Raw genomic sequence first — 14,036 nt, forward strand, 5'->3', positions numbered from 1 at the left:
CGACCGCACCCACCATGACAATGGGTATCGTGGAACAAGGTTTATTATACCCCCGTCCGTAGCGTCGGGCGAGGACCAACGGAATCGGTCCGTGTGACGAAATGAGTTCCCCATCACCGGAAACCGAGACGCACGAAATCGAGCTCGGAACGGACGAGCAATGGATCGCCCACCACGCCATCGTCACCCGCGTCGACGAACTGATCGACGAGGGCGACGAGCCGCCGACCTGGACGATCGACGTCTTCGACGCCCTCGAGTCGGCGGGCGAGACGGCGACCCTCACGGGCTATCAGGCGCGGCGTCTCCGGGAGCTACTGACCGACTACCTCGACCGCGCGGACGTGCCGGACGAGGACGTCGAACACGGATCGACCGCCATCGACCGCCTCGAATCGGTACTCGACGGTCGGGCCTGACGGCGGGCCGGACTCGTTTTTAGAACAACAGATCAGGGACGAACCGTCGCCCAGACCGCAGTCAGCGCCAGCAAGACGGCCGGCGCGAGCGGCAGGATGAGCAGTGCGAACATGTAGTTCGACGGCGGGAGCAGGATGATCGTCGCCGGCGCGATCAGGAAGGCAAAGACGATGACGCCGACGAGAACCCAGCCGCGCCAGTCGAACTCGCGGTCGACCATCCCGGGGTGGATGGGGTCGTCGACCCAGTCCCCGTCGGCGTCGGTCGCGCGCCCGCCCGCCGGCGAGACGTCAGCGTCGGCGGTACCGGCGGTCTCGCGGCGCTCGCCGTCCTCGTCGAACGCCCCGGGATCGTGCACGTAGCCGCCGTCGTCGCTCGAGGTCACAGCGGGAGTTGCGAGGGCGTGGTCAAAGTCCTCACGGTTCCGGTGTAACTGCCGGCGAACGCCGAACCGATTCGGCTCGAGTTCGGCGCTCGAGGCGCCGATCGACTCGAGCCGGGCGGCCGCCGGGCCTACAGTTCGCTGTCCGGCCGCACGACGACCTTGCCGAAGCCCTCGCGCCCCTCGATGATCTCGTGGGCGCGGGCCGTCTCGCTCATCGGAAGAACCTCCCGGATCGCGGGCTCGAAAGTGCCGTCCCAGACCAGTTCCATCACGTCGTCGACCTGGCCCGGCGAGCCCATCGTCGAGCCGATGATGTGAAGCTGGTTCCAGAAGATGCGCGGGATGTCCGTCTCGGGGTTGCCGCCCGCGGTGCCGCCGCAGGTGACCAGCCGGCCGTTCTTGGCCAGGCTCTTGATCGAATCGCGCCAGGTGCCGGCGCCGATGTAGTCGACGACGACGTCGACGCCGCGTTTGTCCGTCTCCTCCCGGATCCAGTCCGCGAAGTTTCGCTCCTCGTAGTTGACGACGTGATCGGCGCCGTGCTCGCGGGCGTACTCGAGTTTCGCCTCGGTGCTACCGGTGGCGTACACCTCTGCGCCCGCGTAGTCGGCGATCTGCAGGGCCGCGTGGCCGACGCCGCCGCTGGCGCCCAGCACCAGCACCGACTCGCCGGCCTCGAGATCCGCGCGGTCGATCAGCATCCGCCAGGCGGTCTGGAAGACCAGCGAGGACGCGCCGGCGGTGACCCAGTCGACGTCGTCCGGGACGGGGATCAGGTTGTCCTCGGGGACGGCGGCGTACTCGGAGTGGACGCCGGTGACGTGCTCGCCCAGCAGGTGGAAGTTGACACAGAGGGTCGGATCGCCGTCCCGGCAGAACTCGCACTCGCCGCAACTGACGCCGGCGGTGACCGCGACGCGGTCGCCCGGCTCGAATCGGGTGACCCCCTCGCCGACTTCCTCGACGACGCCGGCCGCGTCGCTGCCGGGGACGTGGGGCATCTCGAGGTTCAGCGTGGGCAGCCCGCGGCGAACCCAGACGTCGAGGTGGTTGAGCGCGCCGGCCTTGACGTCGACGAGCACCTCGTTCCGGCCGACCTCGGGGTCGGGGTACTCGCCGTACTCGATGACATCGGTATCGCCGTGCTCGGTAATTTTCACCGCCTGCATATACGGTAGCAGACGGATTTGTCATTTATAATTGTGGGTAGGAGAACTCGCCGCCGCGCGGCCGTCCCGTCCTTCGCGGGAACGGCGACGGGACGGGGCGGCGGCATCTTCGGCGCCGGCGGTGAGCAGCGTTTTCCGCTCGGCCGCCGAAAGGCGGCGCATGAGCGAACGCGAGTCCGAGACGGACGCCGAGCCCGCGGGGGAAACGACGACCGAGGGCGAGGGGGACCCCCTCGGCGCGAGCATCGTGACGATCGCCGCGAACCGGTCGCTCGAGGACGACCCGGCCGGCGCGGCCGTCGTGGAGACGCTCGAGGCGGGCGGGTTCGACCTCGCGACGCGGGAGCACGTCGCCCCGAGCCACGATCGGGTACAGTCGATCGTCCTGCGCATGATCGAACGGGACGACGTCGACCTCGTCGTGACGGCGGGCGCGACGAGCGTCGAACCGGACGACGTGGTCATCGAGGCCGTCGAGACGCTGCTCGACAAGGAGTTGACGGCCTTCCAGGAGCTGTTCACGTCGCTCGCCTACGAGCGGGTCGGCACCCGCGTCGTCGCCGCACGCACGCTCGCCGGTGTCGCCGAGGGGACGCCCGTGTTCTGCCTCCCCGGCGACGCCGACGGCGCCCGGCTCGCGACGACGGAGATCATCGTCCCCGAAGCGGACTATCTCGTCGATCTCGCGCGCGTCGACGACGAGGATGCGGACGCCAGAGCCGACGGCAACGGCGACATTTCCGCCGACTCGTAGCTGCGTATCGGCCCGTCCGGACCGATCCCTCGAGGTACTAGTAGCAGCGGACGCAAGGGCCGCTATGGACAAGCAGGACCTGCGCGAACGCGTCTGGGACGACCTCGAGGACAGCGGCGAGGCGCGGTTTCCGTTCCCGCCCCACGGACGCATTCCGAACTTCGCCGGCGCGGATGAGGCCGCGGAACGGCTTCAGGAGACGGCCGCCTGGCGGGAGGCCGACGTCGTCAAGACCAATCCCGACGCGCCGCAACTCCCCGTCCGGCGGGCCGCGCTCCGGCAGGGAAAGACCGTTTACATGGCCGTCCCGCGGCTCCGGAACGAGCGGTGTTTCCTCCGGCTCGACCCCGACGAGGTCGACGACATCGACCACGCGACGACGGTCGGCGGCTCCTCGGAGGTCGGCGTCCCGGTCCGCCCCGAGGACGTCGACCCGATCGATCTGATCGTCTCCGGCAGCGTCGCCGTCACCGAGGACGGTGCGCGAGTCGGCAAGGGCGAAGGCTACAGCGACCTCGAGTTCGCGATCCTCGGCGAGTTCGATCTCGTCGACGACGCGACGGTCACCGCGACGACGGTCCACGAACTGCAGGTCGTCGACGAGGCGGTTCCGCTCTCGTCGCACGACGTGCCGATGGATCTGGTCGTCACGCCCGAACGGACGCTCGAGACGGACGCAGCAGGGGCCGCAAAACCGACCGCTATCGAGTGGTCGGAGCTGAGCGAGGAGCGGCTCGCCGAGATTCCGATCCTCGAGCGGCTCCGGTCGGGCGACTGATCGCTCGAGGGCGGAACGACGACGGTGCCGAGACTCGCGACGGCCGACTCGACGGGCGAGCGGTGACATCGCTGTCGGAAACGAGAATTGCCCGAGGCGCGGGTGCGCCCCGGATGCCAGAACCGTAAGGAGTGACCCAGGCCGGTGCAGTAGCCCGCGTCGGAACGGTACGGCAATGGTGGGGGAAGGGTGCTGTGGTGGGATTGCTGGAAGTCGCGGGAACAGGCGCGGGTGCCTACGGTGGAGTTGACCCGTCGACCTCCACCCGTTCGTAGGGTGGGGACCCACTTGAACGCCGGCGACGGTATAGCCTTCTTACGCCGAATTCCCCCGAATTTAACTCGAATTTAATCTGCCGATATCCGCACGGAGAACGTTCACTGGCGGAATCTAGTCGCAATTGACGATTACGGCGCACGAAAACGGCGACCGACGCCGAACCGCGCCGCTCAGTCCGATCGGTCGAGCAGTTCCTCGGCGACGATCGCCGGGGAGAGTAGCTGCGGATCGACCGCGATGTCGAGTTGCGCCTTGACGAACTCCGGAATCGAGTCCTCGGTGTAGACGACGGTCCGGATGTCGTCGGTGAGATCGCAGACGATCGGGATCGTCGTCGCCTGCCCCGCGTCGGTCAGGACGTAGAGATCGGCGTCGACGATGCCCGCCTCCTCGAGTTGCGGTCGCGAGAGGACCCCGTTGAGCCGCGTGACGTCGACGCCCTCGTTCTCGAGGGCCTCGCCGATGCCGTCGGCGTCGGGGCCGGCGACGATCGCTCGCGTGGACTGGGACTCCTCGCTCATTCGTACTCGATCGTCGCGGGCGGTTTGTGGGTGACGTCGTAGACGACGCGGGCGACGTTCTCGTTGGTCCCCGTGATCCGCGACTGGATGCGCTGGAGCGTCTCCCAGTCGATCTCCTGGGCGCGGGCGGTCATCCCGTCGCGGGACTCGACGGATCGCACGGAGACGACCCAGCCGTGGACGCGGTTGTCGCCCTTGACGCCCGTCGCCTTGCCGATCACGGCCGCCAGCGCCTGCCAGGGCTCGTACTCCTCGAGTTCCTCCTCGACGACGTGGTTGGCCTCGCGGGCGACCTCGAGTTTCTCCTCGGTGACCTCGCCGATCACGCGGACGGCGAGCCCGGGGCCGGGGAACGGCATCCGCTCGGCGACGATCTCCTCGAGTCCGAGGTGGCGGGCGACCTCGCGGACCTCGTCCTTGTAGAGGTCGCGGACGGGTTCGACGATCCCCTCGAAGTCGACGACGTCGGGCAGACCGCCGACGTTGTGGTGGGACTTGATCCCGCCCTCGCTCTCGATGCGGTCGGGATAGATCGTCCCCTGCACGAGGTAGTCGGCGTCTGCGTCCTTGGCCTCGCGCTCGAACTCGCGGATGAACTGCTCGCCGATGATCTCGCGCTTTTCTTCGGGGTCGGTGACGCCCTCGAGGGCCTCGAGGAATCGATCCTGGGCCTCGACGATCCGCAGCGACTCCATGTAGTCGAAGGTCTCGCGGATCTGGTCGGTTTCGCCCTTGCGCATCAGGCCGGTGTCGACGTAGACCGGGGTGAGCCGATCGCCGATGGCCTCGTACGCGAGGGCGGCCGCGACCGAGGAGTCGACCCCGCCCGAGAGCGCGATGACGGCGTTCGCGTCGCCGATTTCGTCGCCGATCTCTGCTACTGCTTCCGGAACGAACGTGTCTGTGTCTACCATCAGTGGGTGACCTCCGTTTCGGCGTCGGTGTCCGCGTCAGGCTCGCTCTCAGCGTCGGCCTCCTCGCCGCGCTGCTCGAGGATCGACTCGACCAACCCGACGAACGGCGGGCTCGGCTGGCCGGGCCGGGACTTGTACTCGGGGTGGAACTGCGTCCCGAAGAAGAACGGGTGATCCTCGAGCTCGAGGATCTCCATCCGGTTGCCGGCGGTGCCCGAGAACGTCAGCGGCTCGTCTTCGAACTGGTCGAAGTACTCGGGGTTGACCTCGTAGCGGTGGCGGTGGCGTTCCGAACACGAGGTGTCCCCGTAGAGTTCGTAGGCCAGCGTCTCGGGCTCGATGACGGTCGTGTGCTCGCCCAGTCGCATCGTCCCGCCCATGTCCTCGACCTCGTACTGCTCGGGCAGGATGTCGATGACCGGGTGGGGCGTCTCCTCGTCCATCTCCGCGGAGTGGGCGTCCTCGAGTCCGAGGACGTTGCGGGCGTACTCGACGACGGCCATCTGGAAGCCGAGACAGAGCCCGAGGAAGGGAACGTCGTTCTCGCGGGCGTACTGGACCGCGCGGATCTTGCCCTCGGTGCCGCGCATGCCGAAGCCGCCGGGGACGATGATCCCGTCGACGTCCTTGAGCTGGTCGTCGTACTCCTCGGCCATCCCGTCGGCGTGGACCCAGTGGACGTTGACGTCGACCCCCAGTTCGAAGCCGGCGTGTTTCAGCGACTCGTGGATCGACATGTACGCGTCCTCTAGGTCGTACTTGCCGACCAGCGCGATGTCGACCTCGGTCATCTGGTCGGTGGTGACGATCTCGCGCCACTCGTTGGCGCGCTCGCCCTCCGGCAGGGCCTCGTCGGCCAGCCCGAAGTGCTCTAAGACGTACTGGTCGAGTCCCTCCTCCTCGACCATCAGCGGGACGTGGTAGACGTCCTCGACGTCGGGGTTCGAGAACACCGCCTCGGTGGGAATGTCGCAGAACAGCGCGATCTTCTCCTTGGTTTCGGGCTCCAGGCGGTCCTCGCAGCGGCCGACGATGATGTCGGGCTGGAGGCCGATCGAGCGCACTTCCTTGACCGAGTGCTGGGTGGGCTTGGTCTTCTGCTCGCCGTTCTTCGAGTACGGGACGAGGGTGACGTGCGTAAAGAGGACGTTCTCCTCGGGTTCCTCGTGGGCGAACTGGCGCAGCGCCTCGAGGTAGGGCATCCCCTCGATGTCACCGACGGTGCCGCCGACCTCGACGATACAGACGTCGGTGCCTTCGGCGGCCTCCCGAATGCGGCGCTTGATGTCGTCGGTGATGTGGGGGATGATCTGGACGGTCTTTCCGAGGTAGTCGCCGGCACGCTCCTTCTCGATGACGTGCTGGTAGGTCTTCCCCGTCGTGATGTTGTGGTCCGAGGTCATGTCGACGTCGAGGAACCGCTCGTAGTTCCCCAGGTCGAGGTCGACCTCGCCGCCGTCCTTGAGGACGTATACCTCCCCGTGCTGGTAGGGGTTCATCGTCCCCGCGTCGACGTTCAGGTACGGGTCGATCTTCACGGCGGTCACGTCGAAGCCGGCGTTTTTCAGGAGTCGGCCGGTGCTCGCGGCCGTGATCCCCTTGCCGAGTCCCGACATGACGCCGCCGGTGACGAAGATGAACTTGTTCCCCAGTGAGGGGTCATAATCAGTGTCCGATTCCGTCGGCATACCGAGTGTCCGCGCGACCGATTGAAAACGATTTCGGGACCGTATCGCCTCCGACAGGCCTTGGCACGGTGCGGTGGCGGTGCGGCCTCGAGACCGGCGTCGGACTCCAACGGGATCGGCGACCGACGCGCGGAACGGCGTCGCGGACTGCCCCTACGGCTCCTCGTCCATCCTCGCCTTCCCGTGGGGTTCCTCCTCCTTCGATATCTTCCCCTCGGCCTCGTCCTGCGGATTCAGATCCTGCACCTCGACGATCTCGGCCTGCGGGAGGTGGTCGATGCCCCCGCCCATCCGCAACTGGATCGTCCGCCCGGGCAGATCCGGGTCGTCCTCGTCGGTGTCCTCCTTCGGCACGGAGACGGCGGTTACCCCCTCGATCGTCACGTCGCGCTGCTGGATCGGATCGTCCTCGTACTCGACTGTCTCCCACGTCTCGAGGTCGAACTCGTCGATGTTTTCGCCGAAGTACTCCTCCGGTTCCTTGTCGACCGTGTCCTCCGTCTGGGACTCGCCGGTCGTCCGGTTGTCGTCGAACTGGACTTCTTCGTGTTTGTACTGCCGGAGATGCACGAGCATACCCGAACCAACCGGAACCACCTAGTTAATCGTTACAGTGGAAGTGGCAACGGCTTCATCACCCGACCCGACGATTCGGCGGCGGCGATGACGCTCGCGGTTCGAGCGGTTCAAGCGGTGCGAACGGTCAGCGGTCGAACGGTCTGAGCCGACCTCACAGCTCGGACCGGCGACCGGCACGGAGGCGGCCACGCCCGGACGTATTTGTAACTGGGCGCACATAGTCTCGCCCGTGGTGTCTCTCAGACGACACGTTCCCGATCCCGACGACGTGGGCGAGCCCGACATCGGCTTTCAGGCCGGGTTCGGCTTCTACCTCGGGATCGTCGCGACCGGGATCGCGGCGATCGGCGGCCTCCTCGCGGGCGCGACCACCGCGACGCTGCTCGGCATCCTTCCGAGCGCGCTCACCGCCGTCGCGGTCGTGGGACACATCCTCGCGAAGCGGGCCCGCGGCCTCCCCGAACGGATCGGCGCCAGTCGGTGGCGACGGCTCGCGTCGTACCTCCCCGCCGCGGGATTCGGCGCCGTCCCGGTCGGCCTCGAGGTCGTCCCCGGTCTCGAGGGGAGCACGGCCCTCGCCGTCGCCGGGGGCGCGTTCGCCCTGCTGACCGGCGTCTCGGCGTTCGGCCTGAACCGGCTCTCCCGAAAGCGGTACGCCGACGCGGTCGCGGACGACGAGCCGGCCGCACGCTGGACGTGGCAGCGCTCTGGGTTCGTCTCCGGGGAGACCGCGACGATCGCACTCACAGCGGTGACGTTCGTCGGCGGCCTCGTGCTGGCGTGGACCGGCTACTGGATCGGGCTGTTCTGGGCCGTCTACGGGATCGCGATACTCCTCGCGGAACGAACCGAGTGGGGCGGACTGGACGGCGTCGACCCGAACGAGCAGTGGAACCCGCCGGAGATCCGCGCCCACGACGCCGGCCTCGTGATCGGCGATCGGACGTTCATTCCGTGGGAGCGGATCGACGACGTTCGGCTGACCGACGACGAACTCGTCCTCGAGCGCGACGGCGCCTGGTTCGACATTCGCTGTGATCGGTCGGCCATCGACGATCCCGAAGCGGTCCTGGCGGGGATCGAACGGGCTCGAGCGGGTACCGACGCGCCCGAGCACGACCGGCCGGACCTGCGCGAGCGCGACGCTGCCGACCGCGATGGCGGGCCAGAGAAGGGAACTGAGATCGAGACGCCGGACATCGAAACCGAAACCGAGACCACGTAACCCGTCGCCGTCCGTAGTTACGCCGCCGGCAGCGGTCAGTACTGCAAAGTACCGAACGGTCGTTGCACGACGCATGAGCGATCTCTCAGTCACCGTCGACGGCGTCGAACTCGAGGCGACCTGGACCGACGACGCGCCCGAAACCCGGCGGGCGCTCGCTGACGCGCTGCCGGTGGCCGGCGACGCGGTGCGGTGGGGCGACGAACTCTACATCGACGTTCCGCTCGACGCGCCGAGCGAGAACGCCCGCGAGGTCGTCCCCGAGGGTGCGATCGCGTACTGGCCTGCGGGGTCGAAGCTGTGTCTGTTCTGGGGGCCGACGCCCGCCAGCGTCGAGGACGAACCACGGGCCGCCGCCCCCGTAACCGTCGTCGCGCGCGTTACGGACGTCGAACCGCTCGCTGCGGTCGACGGCGGCGCACGACTGGAACTCGAGCCGGCCGAGGATAGCTGACCGTTCGAACTAAACGAGAACGCCGTCCGGGCGATCAAGACCGCTCTTGGGCGGTCGACTCGCTCTCGAGTACCCGCCCGTTGCGCCGCGAGAGAATGAGCCACTGCGGGACGGCGAGGACGAGCAGTACCGCCGCCAGCAGGACGAACAGCTCGGTCGCCCCGATCGCGAGCGAGTAGAACAGTCCGGCGGCGAGACCGACGTAGGCCGCGACGAGCACCCAGACGAGACGGTTCATACTTCTTATAGGTAACAGACCATGATAAGAGCATTGGCCGGTGTCGCCGTCGGAAGCGGCTTTCGACGAGTAGCGACAGAAAAGACGGGAGCCCGATAGTTCTCGATCGAAGTAAAGAAAGCCGCGTTACTTCCCCCAGAAGCCACGGAATCGTGTACCCAAATGGGTAAACGAATAAGTGGGTTGAGTCCGTGGCTTCGAGTGTGGAACGATGAGCGAAAAAGTCCACATCCGCGTTGGCGACGGGCGGAAAGAGAAGTGGAACGAACACGCTAACGACGACTTTGGCGATAAGTACGGGAGTATGTCGAAACTCGTCCGTCACGCCGTTGAACGCCAGATTGAGCGGGATACGGGCGACGCTTCCGCAGAGTCGGGTTCGCAGACGGTCGAAGCGAACGGGCGGATAGACGACATCCTCAACGGTGTCGAAGATAACGGGAGCGCCCTCGAAGCCATTGAGGACCGCCTTGAGAAGATGCACGACACCATGCTATCGCAGGGCGGTATCCCCGAAAGCGTGTTCTCGGATGTGTACGGGGCGATACCCGTGGTTGAAAGCGGCTTCGAGGGCGCGGACAAGGATGCTATCGCCACGGAGTTCGGGGCTACGCCGTCGGAAATCGCAGACGAGGCGGGCGTCACGGAGGAGGAGGCGGCCCGCGCCCTCGTACAACTACGGTACGAGTACGGGGATGACGTGACCATGCTCATGCTCCGTGACTTCGAGGAACCGCGGTACTGGCGGGAGGTGTAACCATGTGTGCGAGCACCGCGGACCCCGTGGAGTCCTACCGCGAGAGTTACGTTCTGCGGTCGGATAGCGACGCCGCAGAGCGGACGGTGAAGCGCCACGTTCGCCACCTCCGCAAATTCGAGTCGTGGCTTCAAGAGCGTGGAAAAGACCTTGAAAGCGACATTGAGGTGGAGGACGACTTTCTGCGGTTCCGTCGGTGGATGAAAAAGCGCGGAGCGGGAACCGAATGCCCCGAGTGTGACGAGGTGGCGGACCCTTTCGAGGACGACTGTCCCGAGTGTGGCGCGTCGCTCGAAGGTGGCGAACCCGTCGGCTACTCGGAGGGGACCGTCAAGAACGCCGTCGGCGCTATCTCGAAGTTCTTTCAGATTCACCGCCCCGACGACCCGAACCCCGTTGACGAGTGGGAGAAACCGAGCAACGAGGGGAAGTGGTCAATCACCACCGAAAAGAAGCGTCAGACGCGAGAGGGCGTATTCTACCTCGAAGCCGACGAGGTGGAGCAACTGATTGAAGCCGCGGACGGCTTCCGCGACACGCTCATAATCCGCCTCTTGGTCGCAACGGGTATGCGACGGTCGGAAGTAATCAGTCTCCGTCTGCGGGACGTTGACCCTGGCGAGAAGCGCATCCGCATCTACGAGCGAAAGAACGACGACTATCGGACGGTCGGCTTCCGCTCGGATAGACTGGCGCGGGACCTTCGGATGTGGATTGACCACCACCGAGCGCAGGAATACGGAGCCGAAGATAGTGATTACCTCTTTCCGCCCGACGGGAGAGGCGAGAGTGACCACCTCGGGGAGACGGTCGTTCGGGACATCGTAGTTGAAGCCGCAGAACGGGCGGGTATCCAGCAGTCTTACGGGAAAGACGCCCTCGGACGGGAGCAACACCTCGTCACGCCTCACGCGCTACGAGCGACGTTCGCCGTTCAATGCGCCAAGAACGGCGTTCCCGCGCCGATGGTCAAGGAAGCCCTCGGACATCACGACTTGAGCGTGACGGACATCTACACGTCCGTGATTGACGACGACGCCGCGGACATGATTCGGCGCGACGGTCCCTCTTTCTGACGTATTCAGTACGCCCCTTCGACCACTTCCCGAACCGTGAGCGGACGGTCGGGCGTCATGTCCCCGATGGACAGTCCTACCGCTTCGAGGAACTTCACCGCCTCACCGTGGGGGAGCGTCAGAACGTCGTCGCTCGGGTGATACCGCCGTCGCATGGTCGAATCGGGCTTGGCGTAGCCCTCACCGTCATGCTCCGCCGTCGTCACGCCCATGCGACGGAGTAGACGGCGGAGGTGGTCGCCAGACACGTCGAAGCCCCGAACGTCAAGGTAGAGCGACCCGAGCGGAAGCCCCCGCCAGACGCCCGCCTCACACGCCAGCAGACGCCCCGTGAACGGGCGTAGTCGCTCCACGGACTCGGGACCCTCGTAGTCCCCGAGCGCGGGGTGGGGGACCGTGGAGACGGCGAACACGTCGTCACACTCCGCGGGGTCGAACTCGTAGCCCTCGAAGCGGTCGTTCAGACGCTCCGCTACGTCCGTCGCGCTTTGGTGGAGCCGCGGGTCGTTGGCCAACCACCCGAGTTCATCCGCGACCCTCCTAATCGCGGATTCTGCGGTCGAAAACACTTCGAGAGACGGGTGTGACCCACCCTCACGAACGTGACACCCGCGGAGTATCAGGAACTCGATAACCGCCCGCTGTTCGTCCGAAAGGTCGGGGCGGTGCTCGGGGTGGTATCGGAAGTGACCCCCGAGCCGTTCAAACTCTCGTCCGCAGGTTGGACATTCGTTCATGCTATCACGTAGGTGTTGGTCGAATCGCCCCGAGACGTGGGGTTCTGAGTCGTTTTGCGCCGTCGTCGCGTTACGTTCGTGGGCATTCGGAACTCACGTCCCAAGTCCCACGGCGACGGAAAGCGTAGCCGCGTCGCTCGTTCGAGAACCTGGCGTATGGGTTCGTACATCGGAAAATCACCGTTTCGAGGACTCACGCCCGTGTTGATTGGGGCGTGTCGTGTTGGCGGGGTGCTGGACAGACGAATCCCGTTGGCGCTCCGTCACGGGACTGTCCCGCTCCCTCACTCCCCTCATAGTCTACACGTGTATGGTACGACTTAAAGGAGTGAATGGGGTCGCGGGGCGGTCCCATGACACGGTGATATGCGCGAGGTTAATAACACGAAAGCGACACGAACTGCGAGCGCCACAGAACACGGGAGCGGGGCGCTTGGCGCATTTCGTCACGTCTGATACCGCCTTAGATTCCGTTAGCGCCCGTTAATAATCGGTCACTTGTGATTACGGTTAACACGGAGGCGGTGGGCGTGGGCGACCACACCCGAGTGACGAGATTCGACCGCGTTGGTCCGTGAATCACTCGTTATTACGGTTAACACGGAGGCGGTGGTCGCCCGCGACCACAGTTCTCAAGACAAACTATGGCCCGAGACAAACGCATTCGACTGTCCGACGAGGAAAAGGCGCTACTCCGCGACGTTCGTCGCCGTCACTTCGGTGGCGACGAGACGCCTTACGGCTACGTCGTGGCGGAACTCGCCCGCTTCTACGAAAGCGAGACGCGAACGAACAACCTCGACATCTAACCATGTCTGTTGACGAGACTTGCGAGCACCCCGAGTGTCCCGTCGTTCTCCCGTCGTTCCCCGACGAGAACGGCGACTACTACTGTCGCCGTCACTACCCCGAGCCGAACGGTGGGACCTTCGAGCACATTCCCGACGAGTTTGCCGAGTACCGCGAACAGAAAGTTCAGGAATACGACCGATGAACGACGCAGAACTCTACGCGACGACGTACCGTGACCCCGACGAGGGCGACGTAATCGAACTTCCCGACGGCGCGACGACGGCGGTGGAGCGTGTCGGGAGTGGAAACTACCCCGACCTTGCCGTCACCGTCGCGGGGACTGGCGACCGCGCCGAATACGTCGTTCTGAACGACGACGCCGACGGCGACGTGTCCGTCCCCGAAGGGTCGAACGTTCTCGGGGTTGACCCGTGGAACGAAAACATCTGGTTCGCCGTCCCGCGGGAGGTGTACGGCGAATGATAGACCGCGATACCCTCGAAGCCGCCCGCGAACGGCTCCCCGACCCCGCGGACGACCGTCCCGTGGAGGTTGACGACGCGCTCGAAAAGGGCGAACGTGTCGGCTTCGAGGAGGGTGAACCGCTGGCGAACGTGGGATACGACGAGTATCCCGACGACCCGCTCCACCCAACCGCTGGCGACACGCTCGCGGAGGTGGCGAACCACGAACTCGTCACGGAACCCCGAGACGTAGCCGACGAACTCCACACCTCCGTGTCCCGTGTCGAAAAGGGCGCGGACCTCCACGGGGTCGAACTCCCTTCGGGCGGTTCCTTCGAGGTGGAAACCGCAACGGGGACCATTGATGTTCCGCTGGCGGACGACCCTGTTCATCTTGACGACCTGGCGACCCCGCCTCACGACGACCACCGACTGATTCATCACCTCACGGTCGTCTGCGGCATGGGCGTCGCGGAGGTGGTAGAGTTCCTTGAACGCGCCGTCAACGACGCCCGAGCGGGCGACACTCGGTACACCGTGTCGGAGCGCGACGTGAAAGACACTCTCCGTGAGATGAATCTGATGGACGGTGCGACGGTGGACGAACGCGGGCGGGAGCGTCGTCGTCGCGGGCGAAGCGCCGATGAAATCAATCGCTCCACCTCCACGACCGTGGACATCTCGGAACACGACCCCGACGAGTACGACGGCGGTGGGAACATCGTAGCCCACGACATGACGTAACGCCCCTCTTTGCGGGAGCGGGCTACCGCGACAGTCCCAAGTGTGGTGACTTGGGGAGGGTG

19 protein-coding genes are annotated in these 14,036 nt (G+C 65.8%); 11 read left to right on the forward strand and 8 right to left on the reverse strand.

Features of this window, described 5'->3' with window-relative positions:
• The first annotated feature begins 101 nt into the window (after window positions 1-101).
• On the forward strand, window positions 102-419 hold the full coding sequence (locus ACYQ26_RS19515; protein ID WP_459810545.1) for a DUF7853 family protein: 318 nt from the start codon (window positions 102-104) through the stop codon (window positions 417-419).
• A gap of 32 nt (window positions 420-451) precedes the next feature.
• On the opposite strand, the gene ACYQ26_RS19520 is transcribed toward ACYQ26_RS19515, so the two are convergent.
• Together ACYQ26_RS19520 and ACYQ26_RS19525 are read right to left on the reverse strand one after the other, a co-directional pair.
• Entirely contained in the window at window positions 452-805 is a 354-nt protein-coding gene (locus tag ACYQ26_RS19520) for a DUF7977 family protein (protein WP_459810546.1), read from the reverse strand.
• 128 nt (window positions 806-933) lie between these two features.
• Window positions 934-1,974 (reverse strand): zinc-binding dehydrogenase, encoded by a 1,041-nt coding sequence (locus ACYQ26_RS19525; RefSeq protein WP_459810547.1) that lies wholly within the window; start codon window positions 1,972-1,974, stop codon window positions 934-936.
• A gap of 160 nt (window positions 1,975-2,134) precedes the next feature.
• Between ACYQ26_RS19525 and ACYQ26_RS19530 the strand changes: the two genes are divergently transcribed.
• Both ACYQ26_RS19530 and ACYQ26_RS19535 read left to right on the forward strand, forming a co-directional pair.
• Window positions 2,135-2,728: a MogA/MoaB family molybdenum cofactor biosynthesis protein gene (locus ACYQ26_RS19530; protein ID WP_459810548.1), complete on the forward strand. Its 594-nt coding sequence runs from the start codon at window positions 2,135-2,137 to the stop codon at window positions 2,726-2,728.
• Between the two features lie 64 nt (window positions 2,729-2,792).
• The gene (locus tag ACYQ26_RS19535; protein WP_459810549.1) at window positions 2,793-3,506 is read left to right on the forward strand and encodes a 5-formyltetrahydrofolate cyclo-ligase; all 714 of its coding nucleotides are present in this window, start codon (window positions 2,793-2,795) and stop codon (window positions 3,504-3,506) included.
• 449 nt (window positions 3,507-3,955) lie between these two features.
• Here ACYQ26_RS19535 and ACYQ26_RS19540 read toward each other — a convergent pair whose 3' ends face one another.
• From ACYQ26_RS19540 to ACYQ26_RS19555, 4 genes are all read right to left on the reverse strand, one after another.
• On the reverse strand, window positions 3,956-4,306 hold the full coding sequence (locus tag ACYQ26_RS19540; protein ID WP_459810550.1) for a DUF7126 family protein: 351 nt from the start codon (window positions 4,304-4,306) through the stop codon (window positions 3,956-3,958).
• Window positions 4,303-5,220, reverse strand: coding sequence for a glutamine-hydrolyzing GMP synthase (gene guaA, locus ACYQ26_RS19545; protein ID WP_459810551.1), 918 nt, complete (start codon window positions 5,218-5,220; stop codon window positions 4,303-4,305). Before guaA ends, ACYQ26_RS19540 begins: the two co-directional genes overlap by 4 nt.
• On the reverse strand, window positions 5,220-6,908 hold the full coding sequence (gene pyrG, locus ACYQ26_RS19550) for a glutamine hydrolyzing CTP synthase (protein WP_459810552.1): 1,689 nt from the start codon (window positions 6,906-6,908) through the stop codon (window positions 5,220-5,222). Before pyrG ends, guaA begins: the two co-directional genes overlap by 1 nt.
• A 153-nt stretch (window positions 6,909-7,061) precedes the next feature.
• Entirely contained in the window at window positions 7,062-7,484 is a 423-nt protein-coding gene (locus ACYQ26_RS19555) for a hypothetical protein (protein ID WP_459810553.1), read from the reverse strand.
• A 232-nt stretch (window positions 7,485-7,716) separates the two neighbouring features.
• Between ACYQ26_RS19555 and ACYQ26_RS19560 the strand changes: the two genes are divergently transcribed.
• Window positions 7,717-8,712: a PH domain-containing protein gene (locus tag ACYQ26_RS19560; protein ID WP_459810554.1), complete on the forward strand. Its 996-nt coding sequence runs from the start codon at window positions 7,717-7,719 to the stop codon at window positions 8,710-8,712.
• Between the two features lie 73 nt (window positions 8,713-8,785).
• Entirely contained in the window at window positions 8,786-9,166 is a 381-nt protein-coding gene (locus ACYQ26_RS19565) for a cyclophilin-like family protein (protein ID WP_459810555.1), read from the forward strand.
• Window positions 9,167-9,200: 34 nt separating this feature from the next.
• On the opposite strand, the gene ACYQ26_RS19570 is transcribed toward ACYQ26_RS19565, so the two are convergent.
• Entirely contained in the window at window positions 9,201-9,404 is a 204-nt protein-coding gene (locus ACYQ26_RS19570; RefSeq protein WP_459810556.1) for a hypothetical protein, read from the reverse strand.
• Window positions 9,405-9,615: 211 nt separating this feature from the next.
• Here ACYQ26_RS19570 and ACYQ26_RS19575 point away from each other — a divergent pair, with 211 nt between their 5' ends.
• Both ACYQ26_RS19575 and ACYQ26_RS19580 read left to right on the forward strand, forming a co-directional pair.
• A complete protein-coding gene (locus ACYQ26_RS19575) occupies window positions 9,616-10,161 on the forward strand; it encodes a hypothetical protein (protein ID WP_459810557.1) in 546 nt (181 codons plus the stop codon).
• A gap of 2 nt (window positions 10,162-10,163) precedes the next feature.
• On the forward strand, window positions 10,164-11,237 hold the full coding sequence (locus ACYQ26_RS19580) for a tyrosine-type recombinase/integrase (protein ID WP_459810558.1): 1,074 nt from the start codon (window positions 10,164-10,166) through the stop codon (window positions 11,235-11,237).
• Window positions 11,238-11,242: 5 nt separating this feature from the next.
• Here the strand turns inward: ACYQ26_RS19580 and ACYQ26_RS19585 are convergent, their stop codons facing one another.
• Complete coding sequence (locus tag ACYQ26_RS19585; protein WP_459810559.1) at window positions 11,243-11,974, reverse strand: hypothetical protein; 732 nt, start codon at window positions 11,972-11,974, stop codon at window positions 11,243-11,245.
• 644 nt (window positions 11,975-12,618) lie between these two features.
• Here ACYQ26_RS19585 and ACYQ26_RS19590 point away from each other — a divergent pair.
• The 4 genes from ACYQ26_RS19590 to ACYQ26_RS19605 are packed head-to-tail and all read left to right on the forward strand — an operon-like array spanning window position 12,619 to window position 13,974.
• Complete coding sequence (locus ACYQ26_RS19590; RefSeq protein ID WP_459810560.1) at window positions 12,619-12,783, forward strand: hypothetical protein; 165 nt, start codon at window positions 12,619-12,621, stop codon at window positions 12,781-12,783.
• 2 nt (window positions 12,784-12,785) lie between these two features.
• The gene (locus ACYQ26_RS19595) at window positions 12,786-12,968 is read left to right on the forward strand and encodes a hypothetical protein (RefSeq protein WP_459810561.1); all 183 of its coding nucleotides are present in this window, start codon (window positions 12,786-12,788) and stop codon (window positions 12,966-12,968) included.
• Window positions 12,965-13,249, forward strand: coding sequence for a hypothetical protein (locus ACYQ26_RS19600; protein ID WP_459810562.1), 285 nt, complete (start codon window positions 12,965-12,967; stop codon window positions 13,247-13,249). Before ACYQ26_RS19595 ends, ACYQ26_RS19600 begins: the two co-directional genes overlap by 4 nt.
• Window positions 13,246-13,974: a hypothetical protein gene (locus tag ACYQ26_RS19605; protein WP_459810563.1), complete on the forward strand. Its 729-nt coding sequence runs from the start codon at window positions 13,246-13,248 to the stop codon at window positions 13,972-13,974. Before ACYQ26_RS19600 ends, ACYQ26_RS19605 begins: the two co-directional genes overlap by 4 nt.
• Window positions 13,975-14,036: the final 62 nt, after the last annotated feature.

The sequence above is a fragment of the Halopiger thermotolerans genome (assembly GCF_054654555.1).

What these genes read in the sequence shown, in the direction of transcription:
- ACYQ26_RS19565 (WP_459810555.1), top strand. Translation starts at nt 8,786, where the DNA reads ATGAGCGATCTCTCAGTCACCGTCGACGGCGTCGAACTCGAGGCGACC.
- ACYQ26_RS19580 (WP_459810558.1), top strand. Translation starts at nt 10,164, where the DNA reads ATGTGTGCGAGCACCGCGGACCCCGTGGAGTCCTACCGCGAGAGTTAC.
- pyrG (WP_459810552.1), bottom strand. Translation starts at nt 6,908, where the DNA reads ATGCCGACGGAATCGGACACTGATTATGACCCCTCACTGGGGAACAAG.
- ACYQ26_RS19570 (WP_459810556.1), bottom strand. Translation starts at nt 9,404, where the DNA reads ATGAACCGTCTCGTCTGGGTGCTCGTCGCGGCCTACGTCGGTCTCGCC.
- ACYQ26_RS19575 (WP_459810557.1), top strand. Translation starts at nt 9,616, where the DNA reads ATGAGCGAAAAAGTCCACATCCGCGTTGGCGACGGGCGGAAAGAGAAG.
- ACYQ26_RS19525 (WP_459810547.1), bottom strand. Translation starts at nt 1,974, where the DNA reads ATGCAGGCGGTGAAAATTACCGAGCACGGCGATACCGATGTCATCGAG.
- ACYQ26_RS19540 (WP_459810550.1), bottom strand. Translation starts at nt 4,306, where the DNA reads ATGAGCGAGGAGTCCCAGTCCACGCGAGCGATCGTCGCCGGCCCCGAC.
- ACYQ26_RS19585 (WP_459810559.1), bottom strand. Translation starts at nt 11,974, where the DNA reads ATGAACGAATGTCCAACCTGCGGACGAGAGTTTGAACGGCTCGGGGGT.
- ACYQ26_RS19530 (WP_459810548.1), top strand. Translation starts at nt 2,135, where the DNA reads ATGAGCGAACGCGAGTCCGAGACGGACGCCGAGCCCGCGGGGGAAACG.
- ACYQ26_RS19515 (WP_459810545.1), top strand. Translation starts at nt 102, where the DNA reads ATGAGTTCCCCATCACCGGAAACCGAGACGCACGAAATCGAGCTCGGA.
- ACYQ26_RS19535 (WP_459810549.1), top strand. Translation starts at nt 2,793, where the DNA reads ATGGACAAGCAGGACCTGCGCGAACGCGTCTGGGACGACCTCGAGGAC.
- guaA (WP_459810551.1), bottom strand. Translation starts at nt 5,220, where the DNA reads ATGGTAGACACAGACACGTTCGTTCCGGAAGCAGTAGCAGAGATCGGC.
- ACYQ26_RS19590 (WP_459810560.1), top strand. Translation starts at nt 12,619, where the DNA reads ATGGCCCGAGACAAACGCATTCGACTGTCCGACGAGGAAAAGGCGCTA.
- ACYQ26_RS19605 (WP_459810563.1), top strand. Translation starts at nt 13,246, where the DNA reads ATGATAGACCGCGATACCCTCGAAGCCGCCCGCGAACGGCTCCCCGAC.
- ACYQ26_RS19555 (WP_459810553.1), bottom strand. Translation starts at nt 7,484, where the DNA reads ATGCTCGTGCATCTCCGGCAGTACAAACACGAAGAAGTCCAGTTCGAC.
- ACYQ26_RS19595 (WP_459810561.1), top strand. Translation starts at nt 12,786, where the DNA reads ATGTCTGTTGACGAGACTTGCGAGCACCCCGAGTGTCCCGTCGTTCTC.
- ACYQ26_RS19600 (WP_459810562.1), top strand. Translation starts at nt 12,965, where the DNA reads ATGAACGACGCAGAACTCTACGCGACGACGTACCGTGACCCCGACGAG.